18 protein-coding genes are annotated in these 21,065 nt (G+C 67.7%); 12 read left to right on the forward strand and 6 right to left on the reverse strand.

The annotated features are described in order from the left end of the window. Positions 1-51 precede the first annotated feature (51 nt). From WS54_RS33130 to WS54_RS33140, 3 genes are read right to left on the reverse strand one after another with little or no spacing between them, the layout of a single operon-like run. Positions 52-975 (reverse strand): amidohydrolase family protein, encoded by a 924-nt coding sequence (locus tag WS54_RS33130; RefSeq protein WP_082725028.1) that lies wholly within the window; start codon positions 973-975, stop codon positions 52-54. 56 nt (positions 976-1,031) lie between these two features. After that, the gene (locus tag WS54_RS33135) at positions 1,032-2,264 is read right to left on the reverse strand and encodes a CaiB/BaiF CoA transferase family protein (protein ID WP_082725027.1); all 1,233 of its coding nucleotides are present in this window, start codon (positions 2,262-2,264) and stop codon (positions 1,032-1,034) included. Further along, positions 2,261-3,160: an HpcH/HpaI aldolase/citrate lyase family protein gene (locus tag WS54_RS33140; RefSeq protein ID WP_059780337.1), complete on the reverse strand. Its 900-nt coding sequence runs from the start codon at positions 3,158-3,160 to the stop codon at positions 2,261-2,263. The genes WS54_RS33135 and WS54_RS33140 overlap by 4 nt, the downstream gene beginning before the upstream one ends. A gap of 75 nt (positions 3,161-3,235) precedes the next feature. Between WS54_RS33140 and WS54_RS33145 the strand changes: the two genes are divergently transcribed. Then, positions 3,236-4,114, forward strand: coding sequence for a LysR substrate-binding domain-containing protein (locus WS54_RS33145; RefSeq protein ID WP_082725026.1), 879 nt, complete (start codon positions 3,236-3,238; stop codon positions 4,112-4,114). Between the two features lie 195 nt (positions 4,115-4,309). Here the strand turns inward: WS54_RS33145 and WS54_RS33150 are convergent, their stop codons facing one another. Next, positions 4,310-5,266 carry a DUF4189 domain-containing protein gene (locus WS54_RS33150; protein WP_059780335.1) on the reverse strand — a complete coding sequence of 319 codons (957 nt, stop codon included), beginning with the start codon at positions 5,264-5,266 and terminating at the stop codon, positions 4,310-4,312. Positions 5,267-5,452: 186 nt separating this feature from the next. Here WS54_RS33150 and WS54_RS33155 point away from each other — a divergent pair, with 186 nt between their 5' ends. From WS54_RS33155 to WS54_RS33175, 5 genes are all read left to right on the forward strand, one after another. Then, positions 5,453-6,205 (forward strand): hypothetical protein, encoded by a 753-nt coding sequence (locus WS54_RS33155; RefSeq protein ID WP_059780334.1) that lies wholly within the window; start codon positions 5,453-5,455, stop codon positions 6,203-6,205. Positions 6,206-6,292: 87 nt separating this feature from the next. Further along, positions 6,293-6,583, forward strand: coding sequence for a hypothetical protein (locus tag WS54_RS33160; RefSeq protein WP_059780333.1), 291 nt, complete (start codon positions 6,293-6,295; stop codon positions 6,581-6,583). Next, a complete protein-coding gene (locus WS54_RS33165; RefSeq protein ID WP_059780332.1) occupies positions 6,580-7,239 on the forward strand; it encodes a hypothetical protein in 660 nt (219 codons plus the stop codon). The genes WS54_RS33160 and WS54_RS33165 overlap by 4 nt, the downstream gene beginning before the upstream one ends. A 534-nt stretch (positions 7,240-7,773) precedes the next feature. Then, positions 7,774-8,484, forward strand: coding sequence for a response regulator transcription factor (locus WS54_RS33170; protein WP_059780331.1), 711 nt, complete (start codon positions 7,774-7,776; stop codon positions 8,482-8,484). Beyond that, on the forward strand, positions 8,484-9,986 hold the full coding sequence (locus tag WS54_RS33175) for a sensor histidine kinase (RefSeq protein ID WP_059780343.1): 1,503 nt from the start codon (positions 8,484-8,486) through the stop codon (positions 9,984-9,986). The genes WS54_RS33170 and WS54_RS33175 overlap by 1 nt, the downstream gene beginning before the upstream one ends. Before the next feature lie 15 nt (positions 9,987-10,001). Here WS54_RS33175 and WS54_RS33180 read toward each other — a convergent pair whose 3' ends face one another. Then, the gene (locus WS54_RS33180) at positions 10,002-11,102 is read right to left on the reverse strand and encodes an AraC family transcriptional regulator (protein WP_059780330.1); all 1,101 of its coding nucleotides are present in this window, start codon (positions 11,100-11,102) and stop codon (positions 10,002-10,004) included. Between the two features lie 310 nt (positions 11,103-11,412). On the opposite strand from WS54_RS33180, the gene WS54_RS33185 reads away from it, so the two are divergent. The 6 genes from WS54_RS33185 to WS54_RS33210 all read left to right on the forward strand — a co-directional run bounded on the left by WS54_RS33185 (position 11,413) and on the right by WS54_RS33210 (position 20,264). Further along, complete coding sequence (locus tag WS54_RS33185) at positions 11,413-13,047, forward strand: AMP-binding protein (protein ID WP_059780329.1); 1,635 nt, start codon at positions 11,413-11,415, stop codon at positions 13,045-13,047. Further along, positions 13,047-14,207: an AraC family transcriptional regulator gene (locus WS54_RS33190; protein ID WP_059780328.1), complete on the forward strand. Its 1,161-nt coding sequence runs from the start codon at positions 13,047-13,049 to the stop codon at positions 14,205-14,207. Before WS54_RS33185 ends, WS54_RS33190 begins: the two co-directional genes overlap by 1 nt. Before the next feature lie 417 nt (positions 14,208-14,624). Further along, on the forward strand, positions 14,625-16,415 hold the full coding sequence (locus tag WS54_RS33195; RefSeq protein WP_059780327.1) for an acyl-CoA dehydrogenase: 1,791 nt from the start codon (positions 14,625-14,627) through the stop codon (positions 16,413-16,415). Between the two features lie 84 nt (positions 16,416-16,499). Beyond that, positions 16,500-18,128, forward strand: coding sequence for an electron transfer flavoprotein-ubiquinone oxidoreductase (locus WS54_RS33200; RefSeq protein WP_442861328.1), 1,629 nt, complete (start codon positions 16,500-16,502; stop codon positions 18,126-18,128). Between the two features lie 49 nt (positions 18,129-18,177). After that, positions 18,178-19,371 (forward strand): beta-ketothiolase BktB, encoded by a 1,194-nt coding sequence (gene bktB, locus WS54_RS33205; protein ID WP_059785299.1) that lies wholly within the window; start codon positions 18,178-18,180, stop codon positions 19,369-19,371. A gap of 38 nt (positions 19,372-19,409) precedes the next feature. Continuing rightward, positions 19,410-20,264, forward strand: coding sequence for a 3-hydroxybutyryl-CoA dehydrogenase (locus WS54_RS33210; RefSeq protein ID WP_034209387.1), 855 nt, complete (start codon positions 19,410-19,412; stop codon positions 20,262-20,264). A 72-nt stretch (positions 20,265-20,336) separates the two neighbouring features. Here WS54_RS33210 and WS54_RS33215 read toward each other — a convergent pair whose 3' ends face one another. Further along, positions 20,337-20,999 carry a TetR/AcrR family transcriptional regulator gene (locus WS54_RS33215; protein WP_059785297.1) on the reverse strand — a complete coding sequence of 221 codons (663 nt, stop codon included), beginning with the start codon at positions 20,997-20,999 and terminating at the stop codon, positions 20,337-20,339. Positions 21,000-21,065 lie beyond the last annotated feature (66 nt).

A 21,065-nucleotide genomic window follows, 5' to 3' on the forward strand; every position in this document is an offset into this window, starting at 1 on the left:
TGTCATGTCGGCGATGCGTGTCGACGCTTCGTCGCTGCGGCGGTGTGGCGCTCAGCTGGGGAAGTCGTACAGCTGGGCCGGGTTGCGGACGAGGATCCGCTCGCGCAGATGGTCATCGGGCACCCAGTCCGCGAGTTGATCGAACAGCCGCGCGTCGTCCGGTGGGACGGTTTCCGTCGCATGCGGCCAGTCGCTGCCCCATACCAGTCGCTCGGGCGCCGCGGCGACCCATGCGCGGGCGAGCGCGTCGACGTCGGCGAACCGTCCGGACACGCCGACGCGCGAATCGAGGTACGGCCCGGAAAGCTTGACCCAGGCCCGGCCCTGGTCGACGAGGCGGCGCACGATCGCGAACGCCGGGTGCGACGTGCCGACCGGCTGCGGCAGGCGCGCCATATGGTCGAACACGATGGTCGACGGCAGGCGCATGAGCAGCGTCTCGTGTGCGGCGATCTGGTCGGCCGTCCAATGGAGCTGCACGTGCCAGCCGAGCGCATGCACGCGCGCGGACAACGCCTCGACCATGTCGAAACGCGTGGGTGCATGCTCGGGGCGATAGAGCGTGAACCGGATGCCGCGGATGCCGCCGTCGTGGAGCGCGCGCAATTCGGCGTCCGTCACGTCCGTGCGTACCACGCCGACGCCACGTGTGCGGTCCGCGCCGAGCTGCCGTATCGCATCGAGCGTCACGCTGTTGTCGGCTGCGTACGCACGCGGCGTGACGACGACGGCGCGCGTGGTACCGAGCCTGGCCTGGATCGCGCGCTGGTAGTCGGTCGCCGTCGCATGCGTGTAGACCTCGGCACCGGGTTCGGACGGAAAGCGGCGGTCGAAGACGTGGAGGTGCGCGTCGCACGCGAGCGGCGGCGCAGCGTGCGCCGGCCTTGTCGTCGTTTCGGCCGCCGCGGGGCCGGGTGCACGCGCGTGCGATGGGCTCGCGGCGGCGAGCAGGGCGAGGAACGTACGTCTTCTCATGGCGTCTCCGGGTGAGTCTTGTCGTTCTGCCGGCGTTCTGCCGGCAGGATGCCGCTTCAGCGAATGGCGCCGCGACGCCGCAGCTCGGCGCGCCGTTCGTCATCGTAGCCGTGCTCGGCGAGCACGTCGTCCGAGTGCTCGCCGAGCGCCGGGGCGCCGAACGGATCGGGGCCCGGCGTGCGCTCGAACGCGATCGGTCGGCAGAAGCCGCGATAGCGGCCGGCTGCAGGATGGTCGAAATCGGCGACGAGCCGTTCCGCGTCGACTTGCGGATCGTCGAACATGTCTTCGATCTCGCGTACCGCGGCGCATGGCACGTCGTCGCCGAACACGATTTCCCATTCGCTGGCGGTGCGGGCCAGCAGTGCGGTGCGCAGCAGCGGGACGAGCGCGTCGTGCGCGTCGGCGCGCTTGCGCACCGTGTCGTAGCGCGGATCGTCGGCGAGCGCGGGCAGGCCGACCTTCACGCACAACGCGCGCCAGAAATGCGGCGTGTTCGCGGACAGGTAGAGATAACCGTCGCGGGTCGGATGCAGGCCCGTGACGCCACCCGACCGCATGTCGCGTCCGACGTCGCGCGTCTCGCCCTCGGCCCAGACCATTCGCGCCGACTGCATCGCGAGTGCGGCGCGCAGCAGCGAGATGCCCACATACTGCCCGGCGCCGCTGCGGGTCCGTTCGTACAGCGCGGACGCGACGCCTGCGGCGACGAGCGATGCCGCGTAATAGTCGACGACCGAGCCGTACACGATCGACGGCGGCGCGCCGGGTTCGCCTTGCAGCGCGCACATGCCGGTCATCGCCTGCAGCACCTGGTCGTAGCCGGCCTTGTCCCGCAGCGGGCCCGATTCGCCGTAGCCGCTGACGGCGCAGTAGACGAGGCGCGGATTGCGTTCGCGAAGCTGCGCGTAGTCGATGCCGAGCCGCGCGGGGACGGCCGGCCGGAAATTGTGGACCAGCACGTCGGCGTCGCGGACGAGTTCGAGCAGCACCTCGCGACCGGCCGGCTGCTTGAGATCGAGCACGATCCCGCGCTTGCCGCGATTGACGCCGAGGAATGCGCGGCTCTGCGCGTCCAGCGTCGACGGATAGTTGCGCAGGTTGTCGCCGGCGGGCGGCTCGATCTTGATCACGTCGGCGCCCTGATCGGCCAGCAACGTGCATCCGTACGGGCCGGCGATGTACGCGCTCAGGTCGAGTACGCGGATGCCGGCGAGCGGGCCGGCGCCGGCGTGGCCGCAACGGGGCGTTTCCGGTGGGGCGGGCGCGTCGATGAAAGGTCGGGTCATGGTGCGATGCGAGCAGGTTGCGGCGCGGTGTCGGGCGGGGGGATCAGGCCGAATGCAATCGCCTCGTCGACGATCGCGCGTGCGCGGGCGACGAAGGGCGCGTCGATCATCCGGCCGTCGACCACGTACGCGCCGCGGCCGTCGATGGCGGCCTGCCGCTGCGCGTCGAGCACCCGCAATGCCGCATGGATTTCGTCGAGCGTCGGCCGGAACACGTCGTTGGCGATACCGACCTGCGTCGGATGGATGCAGCTCTTGCCCGCGAAGCCGAGGCGCCGCGCCAGCCTCGCCTCGCTGCGAAAGCCGTCGATGTCCGCGATGTCGGCGAACGCGGCGTCGTAGGCGGCGATGCCCGCCTCGCCTGCGGCGGCGCGTACGGCGAGCATCACGGGCACGATCGCCGCGGTTTCGCGGCGATCGATGCCGAGCGGTTCGAACAGGTCGCCGAGGCCGAGCTGCAAGCCGATCACGCGCGGATGGGCCGTCGCGAGTTCGGATGCGAGCCGCAGCGCACGCGGCGTTTCGATGTTGACGAGGAGCCCGATTGGCGTCGCGACGCCGTTGCGGCGCTCGGCCCGTTCGAGGGCGGCCGCCGCTGCGCGCACGTCGTCCGCGTCGCGGGGTTTGGGCAGGTTGACGATCGCGACGCCCGAGCGCGCGACCGCGTCGAGATCGGTGTCGAAGCCGCGCGTGCCGAGCGCGTTCACGCGCACCACGATGGTTTTCGTCGCCGGCAGCGGCTGGTCGAGCCGCGCGCGCAGCGCGGCTCGCGCGGCATCCTTGCGGTCGTCGGCGACCGCGTCCTCGAGATCGAACGACACGGCGTCGGCGGCACCGTTCAGGGCCTTGTCGAACAGGTCGGGACGGGAGCAGGGAACAAACAGTTTGCTTTTCATGCGGCCAGTATAGAAACCCCGCTACACTCGATGAATACAGGTTTGATTCCTTCAAACGATAGAAAATCTATCTTTATGGATATCGTGTTCCTCAAGAGCTTCGTGCTCGTCGCCGATACGGGCTCGATGGCGCAGGCCGCTCGCCGCCTCGATCTCACGCCCGCCGCGGTTGCCTTGCAGATGCGGGTGCTGGAGCGGGAGCTGGGCGTGGCACTGCTCGCCCGCGCCGGGCGATCGGTGCGGCCGACCGAGGCCGGCTACCGCGTGCTCGAGCGTGCGCGCGGGCTGGTCCGCGAGTTCGACGGCCTGAAATCGGTCGCGGCCGACGATGCGCAGCTGTCCGGGGAATTGCGTCTCGGCGCGATCAACACCGCGTTGCACAGTATCCTGCCCGACGTGCTGGCACAGTTCGCGACCCAGCATCCGCGGCTGAGGGTGCTGATCCAGTCCGGTACGTCGGCGGAGCTTTACGAGTCGGTGCGGCGAGGGGATCACGATGCGGCGGTCTGTCTGCATCCGAGTTTCGCGCTGCCGAAAAGCATGGTCTGGGAACTGTTGCGCATCGAGCCGCTCGTCGTGCTGGCGCCGCAGGCGCTCGCCGCGCGCGACGCGCACGACCTGCTGCGCCAGGAGCCGCTCATTCGCTACGACCGGAGTCTCGGCGGCGGCAAGCAGGCCGACCGTTATCTGCGCGATCACGGGATCGATCCGCACGAACGCTTCGAGATCAATTCGCTGCTGGCGATCGCGATGATGGTCGAGCGCGGGCTGGGCGTGTCGCTGGTGCCGGACATTGCGTCGCCGCTCGCGGAGCGGTTGAGGATCGTGCGGCTCGCGTTGCCGAAGCCGACCGAACCGCGGCGCTTCGGCATACTCTGGCGCCGGGGCTCGGCGCGCGAGGGTGCGATCCGCGAATGGCTCGCGATCAGCCGCCGGATGGTGCAGCGTCGTTGATCTGTCGGCGGCCATGCGGATGGCGACGGAGCGGCGGACGAAGCCGGCGGCGCTGGCCGACGCCCGGTTTCTACCGTCGGCCGACTCGAGCCGTGCGCTGCGCTCACGGGCACGAACATGACGCGAAGGCGGTCCGACCAAATTGGATCGGCGCCTGATCGCAGCCCCGCAAACACTCGGCAACGACACCTGCCGTTAGCGCGTCTGACCGGTCTTGAAGTCGTGGACGAAGAGGCCCGGCCGGCGGCTGTCGAACACGGCCTGAATCTCGCAGCTGGTGTTCGCCTGCTTGTTGCAGGCCGCCTGAGCGGCCGCTCGCGCACGCGCCGCCGAGGTTTCGGAGGTCGCGCTGATTTCTCCGCCATTCAGCCGGTAGGCGAGAATGACGCCGTTGCCGGTGAGCGCATTGCTCTTGCACGCGGTCCTGGTGGCGTCGCCGCAGGCCTTGATGGCAGCGTTGGTCGCATCCTCGAGTTTGCGATACCCGCTCGCAACATAAAGCTTTCCGTCGTCTCCCGCCGCATCGGTAGCCCACGCGGAGACCGCATAGAATTTGCGGACCGAGACATCGGGCGAACGCCGGCTGCCCAGGGCGATCGTGGCAAATACCTCGCATGGCAAGAGCTGGTGTGCCGAGCAGTCGGCCATCGTCTGTTTGCTTTGAGCACCGCCGTTGCCGTCCCAACCCATGGCAAAAGAACCATACCGGTCACGGACGATCGTGACCGAGGAATTCCACCATGTGCCGGCGAGTTCGCAGCCCTTTCCCATCACGGCGTTGCAGGCGGCTACTGCCGCGAGCGCGGCGTCGTTGCGATAGACAAAATTGCCGACGACCCAGATGTCGGCGGCATCTTGATGCCAGGCAACGGCGGTATATCGTGTGTTCGACGGCGTTTCGGCTTCGTAGCGAAGCCACCCGTCACCGTGTTCGGGCTCCTTCCTGCCGGAAGAGCGGGAGGGCGCCGAATCGCTATCGTCGGGAGCGCATAGCGGGCTCGGCGCGACGCCGGGACCGCCTTGCGTCATGCCCACGACCCGCTCGCCGGGACCGGGCCCCCCGCACGGATAGGTCTGCGCGAACGCCTGCGTCGGCAACGAGAGCCCGGCGAGCGCAACCGCCGCAATAGAAAGGAGTCCATTCGTTTTCATTGTCGATGCTTCCTCTGCGCAATGTCCTTGAAGACTCGTTGCGTTATATCACTTCGCGGCATCGAAGTTTATTGTGGAAAATTTCCGGTTGATTTTGCAGTTCTTAACAATCGAAGATGATGCATTCACGATAGGATTGACCGCAAATTCATGGTCGAATGAAATTTCAAAATGAGGCGGCCGCTTATGTCTCGCATCCAACTGTTAATGGGCTGGTCGGCCGTGACGCTCGTCGCGGTAGCGGGCGAGGCGATGGCCGACCAGTCATCGGCCCGCTCCGCGACCGCTCCCTCTCCCCCGACATTCTTCGTTTGCAGCGGCACGTTCAGCTCCGGCTCCGGCATGGCCGGCTCTTCGACGGAGAAGGACGGCAAGCCGACGTGTTTCTTCGAAGCGGACTCCGCAGCCGAGTCCAGGGCGCAAAAGGAATGCGGGCAGAACGCGGTGTGTGACATCTCGGCGACGACCTACATGAAGGGAAACAGCCGCATTGTCGAAAAGGTGCTGGCGGTCACGCGGCTCAGCGGGCCGGCCTACGCGGAGCCGGGCCGAGCGGCGTCGGACAAGGCGCCGTTGCTCGACCCGTCGGTCTGTCCCGCCAGCGAACTCGGCGCTTTCGTCAAGGCGTTTTCCGGCAGGATTTCGATCCAGGCGCGGTTTACCCGCTGGCCTCTCGCCGTCACCGATATCGATGCCGCCGCCCGGCCGGAGCCCAAACCGGTGACCCGACACGTCACCGAGCAAAAGGCGTCCTACCCGCTGATGATGGATATCGAGCGTGCCAGGCGGGAAGGAAAGGTCGTTCGCGTCACTCAGGACGACAAGACGACCGGCCATGTCGAATATGCCGGATCGGACAACGACCACAAGATTCGCTATCGCTTCCAGCGGTCGGGATCGTGCTGGCAGCTCGTGGCGATCGACGACCAGTCGTTGTAGCCGTTCGTGAAGCGGTGGACGTTCTTGCGGTATTGAGAGAGGCCTCGATCGATGAAGCTTTGTTGCGCGCTCCTGCTATGTCTGGCCATGCTTGCCTGCAAGCCGGCCGGATCGAAATGCGCGGCAAGTCTCGCGCTGTACAGGACGCAGGTGAACGGCGCGCTTGCGGACAAAACCATCGATCAGCCCGTCTATGACGATCAGCAGCGGTATATCGCGAAAGCCGAGAAAATTTGTGCGTCGGGCGACGATGAAGCTGCCGTCACGGCGCTTTTCGATGCAGCCATGGCGCTGAACGTCGGCGCAGACGACGCCTACGCACGCTCGCTCAAAAAGGAAAGCGATCCGGCCGCGGCGCGCGTCGAGAGCAAACGATGAAGCAGACGGTCCTTGCCGTCCTGATCGGCGCGTGCGCCGGTCTGATTGCGTTCGTGGCGGCAGTGAACGACAGCCGGCGCAGCAGGCAAAAGCAGGCGGCAGCACGCATACCGCGACCGGACGCATCGCCATCGCTGGATTTTCAGTACTTTCCCGGCGAGCCGAAAGGCTATGCGGGATATACCGATCACGTTTCGATGCAGCAGACCGTCAACGATGCCCTTGTCGAGCGCGATGCCGACTGGCAATTCAGCAGCATCGGATTCGCGAAGGGATTCCTGCGCACGGTGCTGCTCCGAGCCGATCGCTCGCAAAGTGAGCCCTGCATTTTCCGCATGGCAGGCGTGAGCAGGAACGATGCGATGACGATCGAGTGGATCGCGCGGATGCAAACGGAGGGAGTCGACAACGCACCTCCTTCGACATCGAATTTGAAGTCGATCGTCGATGGGATTGCGTCCGACATTTCGTCGACCGGGCCGCGTCGCGCGAAGTTCTGGCGTAGCGCCGGGGGTGACGGCCGCGAAGGGATGGAACACGACGAAATTCCTGCCGAGCGATTACGTGAACTCACGGAGCGCATGCGCGATGCGGAACGCAGAGGCGAGTCGCGGGCGGCCGATGCCCGGATCGTGCCGCCGGAATCGAGTGGTTGACGAAGGGGCGACGCCGGTACCCGAGGCTGCCAGACACATTTTTCGTCCGTTATTGCGCTCGACGGCGTGGCGCGCGTTCGTTCAACCTCATCCATATCGCCTGGTTCGGTTGCCACCCCACGACACGCCGATCCGACCGATTCGGTGCTACGGACACGTTGTGCGTCGAATCGCCCGCGAGATACCCGTTGCAATGACGGGAGCGCCTAAGCGAGCCGCACGGATTCCGTACTGAAACCCTTCGCGGCCCTCCGCGCTTGCCAAACGCCGGCCGGCGAACCTTTCGCTGTCGATCGAGCGTGTTGCCTGGCGTGCCCGACATCGCGTTTCAAGGGCCAGATTGCCGCGCCCGCCCGTGACGGCGTGGGCCGACGGCGCACGCGCGGCGCAAACATAAACGAAATGTGATCCCTGGCCGCCCCGAAATTTTGCACAATGACGGCAACGCGGCCTTCCGCCGCGCTTCGCGCCGGCCGTGATCGCCGCCCGACAACCGTGACCGAGCTCCGCTCCGACGTACCGCCGCCCACCGCCATGGACAACCCGAAACGCATCCTGATCGTCGAGGACGACGCCGACATCGCCGACGTGCTGAGCCTGCATCTGCGCGACGAGCGTTACGAGGTCGTGCACAGCGCGGACGGCGCCGAAGGGTTGCGCCTGCTCGAACAGGGCGGCTGGGACGCGCTGATCCTCGATCTGATGCTGCCCGGCGTCGACGGCCTCGAAATCTGCCGGCGCGCGCGGGCGATGACGCGCTACACGCCGATCATCATCACGAGCGCCCGGTCGAGCGAGGTGCACCGGATCCTCGGCCTCGAACTCGGCGCCGACGACTACCTCGCGAAGCCGTTCTCGGTGCTCGAACTCGTCGCACGCGTGAAGGCCCTCCTGCGGCGCGTCGATGCGCTCGCGCGCGATTCGCGGATCGACGCGGGCACGCTCGACGTCGCGGGGCTGGCGATCGATCCGATCGCGCGCGAGGCGAGCGTCGACGGCGTACGCATCGATCTCACGCCGCGCGAATTCGATCTGCTGTATTTCTTCGCGCGGCATCCGGGCAAGGTGTTTTCGCGGATGGACCTGCTGAACGCCGTGTGGGGCTACCGGCACGAAGGCTACGAACACACGGTCAACACCCACATCAACCGGCTGCGCGCGAAGATCGAGGCCGATCCGGCCGAGCCCGTGCGGATCCTCACCGTGTGGGGACGCGGCTACAAGCTCGCCGCGCCGGACGCATGATGAAGCTCACGCTCACGCGGCGGCTGTCGCTCGTGTTCTCGATCCTGCTGCTCGCGTGCTCGGGCGCGTCGGCATGGCTGCAGATCCGCGCGAACGACATGCGCGAGAAGGAAGTCGTGCAGGCGCTGTCGCGCGACCTGGCCGCCAACATCGCCGGCAGCGCGCCGCTGATGGACGCGAACGGGCTGCGTCCCGACGCCGTGCGCACGCTGTTCGGGCAATTGATGGGCGTGAACCCGAGCGTCGAGGTGTACCTGCTCGACAACGCCGGGCGCATCAAGGGCGACGATGCGCCACCGGGCCACGTGAAGCGCGACCGCGTCGATCTCGCGCCCGTGCAGCGCTTCATCGCGGGCCAGCCGCTGCCGATTCTCGGCGACGATCCGCGCAGCCCGGACGCGCGCAAGGTGTTCAGCGCCGCGCCGCTGCAGCGCGCGGGGCAGCCGCCGTCGGGCTACATCTACGTGGTGCTGCTCGGCGAGGCACATGACCGGCTCGCCGCTCGCGTCGATGCCGGCAACGTGCTGCGCACGACGCTGTGGTCGATGGCGATCGTCGCGCTGCTCGGGTTGCTGGCGGGCCTCGTCGCATTCGGCTTCATCACGCGCCCGCTGCGCCGGCTGACGGCCGCGATGCGCGACTTCGACGCGAACGCCGCGCCCGGCGCGCTCGACGCGCCGCCGCCGGTGCTGCGCTTGCCGCCGGGCCGCCGCGGCGACGACATCGCGGTGCTCGAATCCGCGTTCGCGCAGATGGCCGACCGGATCGGCGAGCAGTGGCGCGCGTTGACGCGCCAGGACCAGCAGCGGCGCGAACTGATCACGAACATCTCGCACGACCTGCGCACGCCGCTCACGTCGCTGCACGGTTATCTGGAGACGCTGTCGCTGAAGGCCGACACGCTGGCCGAGCCCGAGCGGCGGCGCTACCTGTCGATCGCGCTCGCGCAGAGCGCGAAGGTCGGGCGGCTCGCGCAGGCGCTGTTCGAACTCGCGCGGCTCGAATCGGGCGGCGTGCAGGCCGAGCGCGAGCCGTTCTCGCTCGTCGATCTCGTGCAGGACGTGTTCCAGAAATTCGAGCTGGCCGCGCAGTCGCGCGGCGTCGCGTTGCATGCGCGGATTCCGCCGCGCGTGCCGGCCGTGTCGGCCGATCTCGGGATGATCGAGCGCGTGCTGACCAACCTGCTCGACAACGCGCTGCGGCACACGCCTTCGCACGGCGAGGTCGAAATCGCGCTGGAACCGCAGGGCGACTGCGTGGTCGTGACCGTGTCGGATACCGGCGAAGGGATTCCGGCGGCGCGGCGCGAAGGGTTGTTCCAGCGGCCGCAGCGGCCGATGAGCGTCGGCACGGCGACGAGCGGCGGGCTCGGCCTGTTGATCGTGCACCGGATGCTGGCGCTCAACGGCAGCGGCATCCGGCTCGTCGACCGGCCCGGGCGCGGCGCGGTGTTCGAGTTTGCGCTGGCGGTGGCGTCGCCGGCGGCGGGCGACGCACGCTGACCGCGATCGGCGGCGTCATCGGCCGCGCTTGCGCCGCACGTCGCTCGGCGTCGTGCCGGTCCAGCGCTTGAACGCGTGGCGGAATCCCACGGCATCGCTGAAGCCGAGCGTCAGCGCGATGTCCTCGGTGCTGAGCGTGGTCGTGCCGAGGTAGTCGATCGCGAGCGCCTTGCGCACGCTCGTCAGCAGTTCGCTGTACGACGTGCCTTCGGCTTCGAGCTTGCGGCGCAACGTGCGTGAGGTCATGCACAGGCTTTCGGCGATCGCGTCGATGTCCGGGAATTGTCCCGGCGTGCGGGTGAGCTCCTCGTATACGCGTCGCGTGATACCCGATCGGCTGCGCAATTCGTCGAGCAACTGCGCGCAGTGCGACGACACCTGCGCGGCGGTGATCGGATTCGCGAGCTGCGGCGCGCGCGTGAGCCAGGCCGCCGGATAGCTGAGCACGTGATGCGGCTGGTCGAACGCGATCGGGCATTCGAGCGCGTCGGCCAGCAGCGCCCCATGCGGCGGCCGCGGCTGCGCGAACTGCGCGCGCGCGGGCACGCACCATCCGCCCATCACGTCCTTGATGATCGTCACGTGCAGCGCGAACTGCATGTCGATCAGGAAACGGTACAGCGGCTCGTCGAGATCGGGCAGCGCGACTTCGTGGCGGTCCGGAAACAGCCACGACGCGGTGTCGCCGTGTTCGACCCAGCGGATCGGCAGCATCCCGTTCGCGAGCCGATGATATTTGACGGCCGCATCGAACGCGCGCGCGAGCGATTCCGAGCACAGCATCGCGTAGCCGTACATGCCGTAGCTCGATGCGTGCAGCAGGCGGCCGACGCGCACGCCGAGGTCGGTGCCGTCGTACCGGCCGACCGCGTTGCGCGCGGCCGTGAGGAACTGCAGCGGCGACGTGAGCGTGAACGGGTCCGCGACATCGGCCGGCGCGAGGCCGGTGCCGGCGAGCACCGTCGCCGGGTCGAGGCCGGCTTGCGCGGCCACGTCGACCAGCACGGCCAGCTTGGCCGGCGTGAAGCGCTGCTCGCGCAACGCGTGGGCGGCTTCGGCGTCGGGCAGCCGGGGGGGACGGGCGTCCGTCGGTTTCAACAGCGCACTGCGCGACATGGGGATCCTGCGTCCGAATCGATATCGTTGACGGCTTGCCATTCTGCGCGGGAACGATTCCGTTCGCCACAGGGTTCACCCTGACGTGCCGACGGGACGGCCCGACCGGACGGGCGTTCGCCGTGCGAAGCGACGTGGGCACCTGCATGCGCGTGTCCGTTTCGATCATGTTTTCGGCCGGCCGGATCATTTGCAAAGCGCGTCGCGCGGGCGATAGTCGCCGCTCAGGCGGCGGCCCGCGTCCTTCCGGCGTGCAGGCCGCCGTGCGAACGGCGCGCATGCCGGCGTGCCGTCCCCCGAGGAGCGAGACATGACGAACAGACACTGGACCGGGTCGTACGGCTCGATCCCCGCCGAGATCGACGCCGATCGCCATCCTTCCGTCAGCGCGCTGCTGGACGACGCGATGCGCCGCTTCGCCGAGCGTCCGGCGTTCCATGCGTTCGGCCGCACGCTCACCTATGCCGACGTCGACCGCCTGTCGACCGCGCTGGCCGCGTATCTGCAGCAGGTCGTCGGCGTGCGCAAGGGCGATCGCGTCGCCGTGATGCTGCCCAACGTGCTGGCGTTTCCGGTCGTGTTCGTCGCCGTCGCGAAGATCGGCGCGATCCAGGTCAACGTGAATCCGCACTACACCGCGCGCGAGCTCGAGCATCAGCTCAACGACGCGGGAGTCGAGGCGGCGGTCGTCTGCGGCGGGTCGATGGGCACGTTCGCGGAGGTGGTCGGCGGCACGCGCGTGCGCACCGTGCTGAGCGTGGGGCGCGAGGATCTCGGCGTCGTCGATGCGCCGGCCGGCACGTGCGACGCACTGCCGCCCGGTTCGACCGCGCTCGCGCAAGCCATCGCCGCCGGCGAATCGCTCGCGTGCGAGCCGGTTGCGCTGAGCGGCGCGGACCTGTTGCTGCTGCAATACACGGGTGGCACGACCGGCCTGTCGAAGGGCGCGGCGCTGTCGCATCGCAACCTCGTCGCGAACATCGCGCAGTTCGCGGCGATCGTGCCGGATGCGCGCCAGCCGGGCGAAGAGGTCGTCGTCACCGCGATCCCGCTGTATCACATCTTCGCGCTGACGGTGAACTTCCTGTCCTACTTCGCGATCGGCGCGCAGAACTGGCTCGTCGCGAATCCGCGCGACATGGACGGGTTCGTCGACGTGCTGAAGGCCGCGCGGCCGACGGTGTTCGTCGGCGTGAACACAATGTACGCGGGGCTTGCCGGCCATCCGCGCCTGAAGGAGGTCGACTGGTCGCGGCTGAAGCTGTCGGCCGGCGGCGGCGCGGCGGTGATCGACGTGATCTCGTCGCGCTGGAAGGCGGTGACGGGCAATTTCATCCGCGAGGGCTACGGGCTGTCGGAAACGTCGCCGGTCGTGTCGTTCAACCCGCAATCGATCGACCGGTTCACGGGCACCACGGGCCTGCCGCTGCCGTCGACCGACGTGAAGCTGCTCGACGAGCAGGATCGCGAGGTGGCGATCGGCGAAGCGGGCGAGATCTGCGTGAAGGGGCCGCAAGTGATGAGCGGCTACTGGCAGAAGCCGGACGCGAATGCGGCCGCGTTCACGGCGGACGGCTATTTCCGCACCGGCGACGTCGGCGTGTTCGACGCGGCCGGCTTCCTGCGGATCGTCGACCGCAAGAAGGACATGATCATCGTGTCGGGCTTCAACGTGTATCCGAACGAGGTGGAAGCGGTGGCGACCGCGCTGCCGGGCGTGGCCGAATGCGCGTGCATCGGCGTGCCGGACCCGCGCACGGGCGAGGCCGTCAAACTGTTCGTGGTGCTGGCGCCGGACGCCGACGTGACGGAAGCGCAGATCGTTACCCATTGCCGCGCGAGCCTGGCCGCGTACAAGGTGCCGAAGTGGGTTCGATTCGTCGACCGGTTGCCGAAGTCGACGGTCGGCAAGATCCTGCGCCGCGAACTCAGCCGCACCGACTGATGAGGGCGACGCGTCGCGCGGCCGCGGCTGCGCGGCCCGGTGCGCGGAAAGCCACGAAGGCGGCGCGCGGGCCGCTCAAGTACAATGCGCTCGGTTCGATCGACGGGGACGCGATGACCGGCTCAGATCCACTTTCCGCCCGGCCCGGGCGTGCGCTGCCGTCGCCGAGCGCGACGGTGCCGATCTCGCTCGTCAACGGCTTTCTCGCGAGCGCGGGCGTGCAGCGCGACGTGGTCGAACGCTACCTGCGCGGCGCCGGCATTCCGATCGAGCTGCTCGGCGAGCTGCACGCGCGCGTGACGGAGGAACAGTTCTCGACGCTGTACCGCACGCTCGCGATCGATCTCGACGACGAGATGCCCGGCATCTTCTCGCGCCCGCTGCGCGGCGGCACGCTGAAGTATCTGTGCCTGAGCCTGCTCGATGCGCGCAACCTCGAAACGGCGCTGCATCGTTTCGGGCAATTCTTCCATATCTTGCTCGACGACTTCTTCGTCGAATCGAAGCGCGACGATCTCGTCGCGCAGGTGCTGCTGCGCCCGAACGAGGCCATCGGGCCGATCGGCGCGCTCGGCCAGGAGCTGATGCTCAAGCTCGTGCACGGCGTATGCTCCTGGCTGATCGGGCAGAAAATTCCGCTGCTGCAGATCGAGTTCGCGTGCCCGCGGCCCCGCCACGCGGTCGATCACCTGTACTTCTTCACCGGCGCGGTGCAGTTCGACCGCGAGCGCACGCTGATGCGCTTCAGCGCCGATTACCTCGACGCGCCGATCCGGCAGAGCAAGCGCAACCTGCGCAAATTCCTCGCGCGCGCGCCCGGCGACTGGATCTTCGAATCGTTCAGCGAACAGCTCGTGTGCCATCGGGTGCGGCAGTACCTGTCGGCGGCGCTGCCGGATCTGCCCGTGATCGACCAGGCGGCCGAGCACCTGCATTGTTCGGTGCGGACGCTGAGCCGCCATCTGGCCGCCGAAGGGACGACGTTCCAGGTGCTGAAGGACGAACTGCGGCGCGATATCGCGATCCAGCGGCTGACCGATACGCCCGACACGATCGCCGCGATCGGCGCGGATATCGGCTTCGACGACCCGAGCGCGTTTCATCGCGCGTTCCGGCACTGGACCGGCAGTACGCCGGGGACGTATCGGCGCCGGGCGTGATGCGGGCGCGGGGTTGAGCGTCGCGGATTCGCGCGTGCACGGATTCAATCCCATAACCGGCTCCTTTTGTGGTTTTCACGGCCGGTTTTTGAGCGGACACTCCCATAACCGGCTTCCTTCGTCGCGCGAGCCGGGCAGGCGCGCGTGCCGCCGGTCGTTTCCTGTTGGCGCGCATCACCGCGATTGCCGATACCGACGAACCGGGCGCCGACGCCCGTCCGGCGGGCGTTCGCCGCCGGGGAGGTGGTGTCCGCCGGCACGCGACGTGGCCGGTTTTGTCACCATGTGGGCCGGATATGACAATGGGCATCCGGATGCCCGGCGTTAGGATGGCCCATCGCGTCGCCCGGCTTGGCCGGTTTTGCCGTATCGGACCCCGTGGCGCCCCCTATTCACCGCCTGATTGGAACATCGACCATGAGCTATAACGCCCCCGTCAAGGACATGCTGTTCGTGCTGAAGGAACTCGCGGGTATCGACGCCATTGCGCAGTTGCCGGGCTTCGAGGATGCGGGTTACGACACGGCGCAGGCCGTGCTGGACGAGTCCGCGAAATTCTGCGGCGAGGTGCTGGCGCCGCTGAACGTCGAAGGCGACCGCAACCCCAGCAGCTGGAAGGACGGCGTCGTGACCGCGACGCCGGGCTTCGGCGAAGCGTTCCGTCAGTTCGTCGAAGGCGGCTGGCAGGGGCTGCAGCATCCGGCCGAATACGGCGGCCAGGGGCTGCCGAAGCTGATCGCGACGCCGTGCATCGAGATGCTGAACGCGTCGAACCTGTCGTTCGCGCTGTGCCCGCTGCTCACCGACGGCGCGATCGAGGCGCTGCTGACGGCCGGCACCGACGAGCAGAAGCAGCGCTACGTGCCGAAGCTGATCTCGGGCGAATGGACCGGCACGATGAACCTGACCGAGCCGCAAGCCGGCTCGGATCTCGCGCTGGTGCGCTCGCGCGCCGAGCCGCAGGGCGACGGCACGTACAAGGTGTTCGGCACGAAGATCTTCATCACGTGGGGCGAGCACGACATGGCGGACAACATCGTCCACCTGGTGCTGGCGCGCACGCCGAACGCGCCGGAAGGCGTGAAGGGCATCTCGCTGTTCATCGTGCCGAAGTTCCTGGTCAACGACGACGGCTCGCTCGGCGCGCGCAACGACGTGCACTGCGTGTCGATCGAACACAAGCTCGGGATCAAGGCGAGCCCGACGGCGGTGCTGCAATACGGCGATCACGGCGGTGCGATCGGCTATCTCGTGGGCGAGGAGAACCGCGGCCTCGAATACATGTTCATCATGATGAACGCGGCGCGCTTCGGCGTCGGGATGCAAGGGATCGGCGTGGCCGACCGCGCGTACCGGAAGGCGGCCGAATTCGCGAAGGAACGCGTGCAGAGCCGTCCGGTGGACGGCTCGGCCAAGCAGTCGGTGACGATCATCCATCACCCGGACGTGCGCCGGATGTTGGGCACGATGCGTGCGCTGACCGAAGGCGCGCGGGCGCTCGCGTATGTGGCTGCCGCGCACAGCGACATCGCCCATCGCCATCCGGACGAGGCGACGCGCGCGCGTCATCAGGCCATCTACGAATACCTGGTGCCGGTGGTGAAGGGCTGGAGCACGGAGATGGTGAACGACGTCGCGAGCCTGGGCGTGCAGGTGCACGGCGGGATGGGTTTCATCGAGGAGACGGGCGCGGCGCAGTACTACCGCGACGCGCGGATCCTGGCGATCTACGAAGGGACGACCGCGATTCAGGCGAACGACCTGGTCGGCCGCAAGACGATGCGCGACGGCGGCGCGGTGGCGAAGGCGCTGATTGCGGAGATCGGCGACACGGTCGCGGCGCTCGGCAAGATCGACGGTGCGGCGGCCGCTTCGATGAAGGCGCAACTGGAGAAGGGGGCGCGCGCGTTGTCGGCGGTGGTCGACTACGTGCTGGCGAACACGAAGCAGGACCCGAACGCGGTGTTCGCGGGCAGCGTCCCGTACCTGAAGCTGGCGGGCGTCGTGCTGTGCGGGTGGCAGATGGCGCGCGCGCTGGTGGCCGCGCACGCGAACCGCGCGAACGACGTCGCGTTCTTCGACGCGAAGATCGCGATCGCACAATGCTATGCGGAGCACGTGCTGGTGCAGGCGGGCGCGCTCGAAGCGTCGATCGTCGGCGCGAAGGGCAACGAGAGCGTGCTCGCGTTGACGGAAGACCAGTTCTGACCGGCTGACGGTCGGGATGCAGCAGGAGGAGACAGGATTTTGACCACACAGGACTTGCTCGCGCAATACGGCCCGCGCGAATCGATGGAATACGACGTCGTGATCGTCGGCGGCGGCCCCGCCGGGCTGTCGGCGGCGATCCGGCTCAAGCAGCTGGCCGCCGAGAAAGGCACCGAGATCGGCGTGTGCGTGCTCGAGAAGGGTTCCGAGATCGGCGCGCACATCCTGTCGGGCGCAGTGATGGACCCGCGCGCGATCACCGAGCTGTTTCCCGACTGGAAGGCGCGCGGCGCACCGCTCGATGTCGAGGTCACGGAAGACCGCTTCCTGTTCCTGTCCGAGAAAAGCGCAGTGACCACGCCGAACTGGGCGCTGCCGGACAACTTCAAGAACCACGGCAACTACGTGATTTCGCTGGGCAACGTCACGCGCTGGCTCGGCCAGCAGGCCGAGGCGCTCGGCGTCGAGATCTTCCCGGGCTTCCCTGCTGCCGAGATTCTCTACAACGACGACGGCTCGGTCAAAGGCGTCGCGACCGGCAACATGGGCGTGGGCAAGGACGGCGAGCCGACCGAGAACTTCCAGCTCGGCATGGAGCTGCACGCGAAGTACACGCTGTTCGCCGAAGGCTGCCGCGGGCATCTCGGCCGCCAGCTGATCACGAAATTCAAGCTCGACGCGAACGCCGATCCGCAGGCGTACGGGATCGGCATCAAGGAGCTGTGGGAAATCGATCCGGCCAAGCACAAGCCGGGCCTCGTGATCCACACGGCCGGCTGGCCGCTGAAGTCGGATACGTACGGCGGCTCGTTCCTGTATCACATGGACAACAACCAGGTCGTGGTCGGCTTCGTGGTGGGCCTGGGCTACACGAACCCGTACCTGTCGCCGTTCGAGGAATTCCAGCGCTACAAGACGCATCCGTCGATCCGCGCATTCCTCGAAGGCGGCAAGCGCGTGTCGTACGGCGCGCGCGCGATCACGGCCGGCGGTCTGCTGTCGTTGCCGAAGACGGTGTTCCCGGGCGGCGCGCTGATCGGCGACGACGCGGGCTTCCTGAACGCGTCGCGGATTAAGGGCAGCCACGCGGCGATCAAAACGGGCATGCTCGCAGCCGACGCCGCATTCGACGCGGTGCAGGCAGGCCGGCAGTCGGACGAACTCAACGCGTACCCGGACGCGTTCAAGCAATCGTGGCTGTACACGGAGCTGTACCGCGCGCGCAACTTCAAGCAGTGGATGGCCAAGGGCCTGTACCTCGGCACGCTGATGGTCGGCATCGAGCAGAAGGTGATGGGCGGCAACGTGCCGTGGACGCTGCATCACCAGCATGCGGACCACGAGATGCTGAAGCCGGCGTCGCAGTGCGAGCCGATCGCGTATCCGAAGCCGGACGGCAAGCTGACGTTCGATCGCCTCTCGTCGGTGTTCATCTCGAACACGAACCACGAGGAGAACCAGCCGGCGCACCTGACGCTGAAGGACGCGAGCGTGCCGGTGAACGTGAACCTGCGCACGTACGCGGGGCCGGAGGCGCGGTTCTGCCCGGCGGCGGTGTACGAGTTCGTGAAGAACGACGACGGCAGCGAGCGGCTCGTGATCAACGCGCAGAACTGCGTGCACTGCAAGACCTGCGACATCAAGGACCCGGCGCAGAACATCGTGTGGGTCACGCCCGAAGGCGGCGGCGGGCCGAATTATCCGAACATGTAACGCAACGCATCCCCGCGCCCCGTGGGCGTGAACGAACCGGAGTGAGACGATGAGCAATGCAGCGAAGGAAGTCGTGGTGGTGAGCGGTGTCCGTACCGCGATCGGCGATTTCGGCGGGAGCCTGAAGGATTTCTCGCCGACCGATCTCGGCGCGAAGGTGGTCGCCGAAGTGCTGGCGCGCGCGAACGTGCCGGGCGATTCGGTCGGCCATGTCGTGTTCGGCCACGTCGTGAACACCGAGCCGAAGGACATGTATCTCGCGCGCGTCGCGGCGATCAACGGCGGCGTCGCGCAGCACACGCCGGCGCTCACCGTGAACCGCCTGTGCGGCTCGGGCCTGCAGGCGATCGTGTCGGCCGCGCAGACGATCATGCTCGGCGACGCCGACGTCGCGATCGGCGGCGGTTCGGAGAGCATGAGCCGTGCGCCGTACACCGTGCCGGCCGCGCGCTTCGGCCAGCGCATGGGCGATGCGAAGCTCGTCGACATGATGCTCGGCGCGCTGCACGACCCGTTCCAGACGATCCACATGGGCGTGACGGCCGAGAACGTCGCCCGCAAGTACGACATCTCGCGTGACGCGCAGGATGCGCTGGCGCTCGAATCGCATCGTCGCGCGGCGCGCGCGATCGCGGAAGGGCGCTTCAAGGATCAGATCCTGCCGATCTCGATCCGCACGAAGAAGGGCGAAGTCGCGTTCGACACCGACGAGCACGTGCGGCACGACGCGAGCGCGGACGATTTCACGAAGCTCAAGCCGGTGTTCGCGAAGGAAAACGGCACCGTGACCGCCGGCAACGCGTCGGGCATCAACGACGCGGCCGCTGCCGTGCTGATGATGAGCGCGGACGCTGCGCGCGCGCAGGGCGTGAAGCCGCTCGCCCGCCTCGTCGCGTATGCGCACGCGGGCGTCGATCCTGCGTACATGGGCATCGGTCCGGTGCCGGCCACGCAGAAGGCGCTCGAACGCGCGGGCCTGAAGATCGCCGATCTCGACGTGATCGAAGCCAACGAGGCGTTCGCCGCGCAGGCCTGCGCGGTCACGCAGGAACTCGGCCTCGATCCCGCGAAGGTCAACCCGAACGGCTCGGGCATCTCGCTCGGTCACCCGATCGGCGCGACCGGCGCGCTGATCACGGTGAAGGCGCTGTACGAACTGAAGCGTATCGGCGGCCGTTACGCGCTCGTGACGATGTGCATCGGCGGCGGCCAGGGGATTGCCGCGATCTTCGAGAACATCTGATAATCGACCGCTCGGCATCCGAATACACAGGAATCGTCATGACCATCGAAACCGTCGGCGTCGTAGGCGCCGGAACCATGGGCAACGGCATTGCGCAAACCGCGGCCGTTGCCGGACTGAACGTCGTGATGATCGACGTCAGCGACGCCGCGCTCGACAAGGGCCTCGCGACGCTGAAGGGCAGCCTCGAGCGGCTCGTGTCGAAGGACAAGCTCGACGCGGCCGCGCGCGATGCGGCGCTCGCGCGCATCGCGACGTCGACCGACTACGCGAAGCTCGCGGCGGTCGACATCGTGATCGAAGCGGCGACCGAGAACGTCGAGTTGAAGGGCCGCATCCTGAAGCAGATCGAGTCGGTCGCGCGGCCCGACGCGATCATCGCGACCAATACGTCGTCGATCTCGATCACCGCGCTCGCGGCGCCGCTTGCCGATCCGTCGCGTTTCCTCGGCATGCATTTCTTCAACCCGGTGCCGCTGATGCCGCTCGTCGAGATCATCCGCGGGCTGCAGACGAGCGACGCGACCGCGTCGGCCGTGCGCGCGCTGACCGAGCGTTTCGACAAATCGCCGATCGGCGTGCGCAATTCGCCGGGCTTCGTCGTGAACCGGATCCTGGTGCCGATGATCAACGAAGCGTTCTTCGTGCTGGCCGAAGGTATCGCGTCGGCCGAGGAGATCGACGCGGGGATGAAGCTCGGCGCGAACCACCCGATCGGGCCGCTCGCGCTGGCCGACCTCGTCGGGCTCGACGTGTGCCTCGCGGTGATGGACGTGTTCCTGAAGGACTTCGGGGATCCGAAGTATCGCGCGTGCCCGCTGCTGCGCGAGATGGTGTCGGCGGGGCGCCTCGGGCGGAAGACGGGACGCGGGGTGTACGACTACGGCAAGTAAGCGGCGCATCGGTGCCTCTTCGCGCGGCCGCCTTCGGGCGGCCGTGTGCATTGTGTGGCACGCGCGGCGGGATTACGCGTCGAGTATCGACAGGTCGCGCGGCAACGCGCGCTTGAACATCGACAGAAGCTGCCGCGCCGCCTTCGGCGGCAACGTGATCGCATGGCGCACGGCCGCCGCGATCTGGATCATCATCAGTTCCGCGAATGCGCTGCGTTGCGCGCGGGTCGTGTCGGGCGCGACTTCCGCCAGCGCATCCGCGAACAGCCCGGCCAGGAATTCGCCGTCCGCGCGATCCAGTTCCTGCAGCGCGCGATCGGCCTGCGTCGCGCGCCAGATGTCGCGCATCAGCGGCTCGTCGACGAACATCCGGTAGTAGCTGTCCGTGATGCGTGCGAGCGTGCCGTGCAGGTCGTCGAGCGTCTTCATCGTGGCGAGATCGCGCCGCACGCAGTCGTGGCCAACCTCGTTGTAGCGCTCCGCGAGCGTGCCGATCACGGCCGCCTTGTCCGGAAAGTACTGATACAGCGACCCGAACGAAATGCCCGTGCGTTCGACGATGTCGCTCATCCGGAACGCGTCGCAACCTTTCTCGATCATCACTTCCGATGCGCACGCGAGGATGCGCTCGAACCGCTCGCGGCTGCGCTGCTGCGTCGGTACCAGCCGCGCACGCGCCGGCGCGTCCGCCGCCGTGTCGGGCTCGTCGCTCTGCCCCGATTTTTGCCGGCCCATGCCGCCTCCCGAAAAACTTGACGTTATTAATGCGAGAGTCTATCGTGTTTTTAAAACGCGAGACAT

It is taken from the genome of Burkholderia sp. NRF60-BP8 (assembly GCF_001522585.2).
Classification (GTDB): Bacteria; Pseudomonadota; Gammaproteobacteria; order Burkholderiales; family Burkholderiaceae; genus Burkholderia.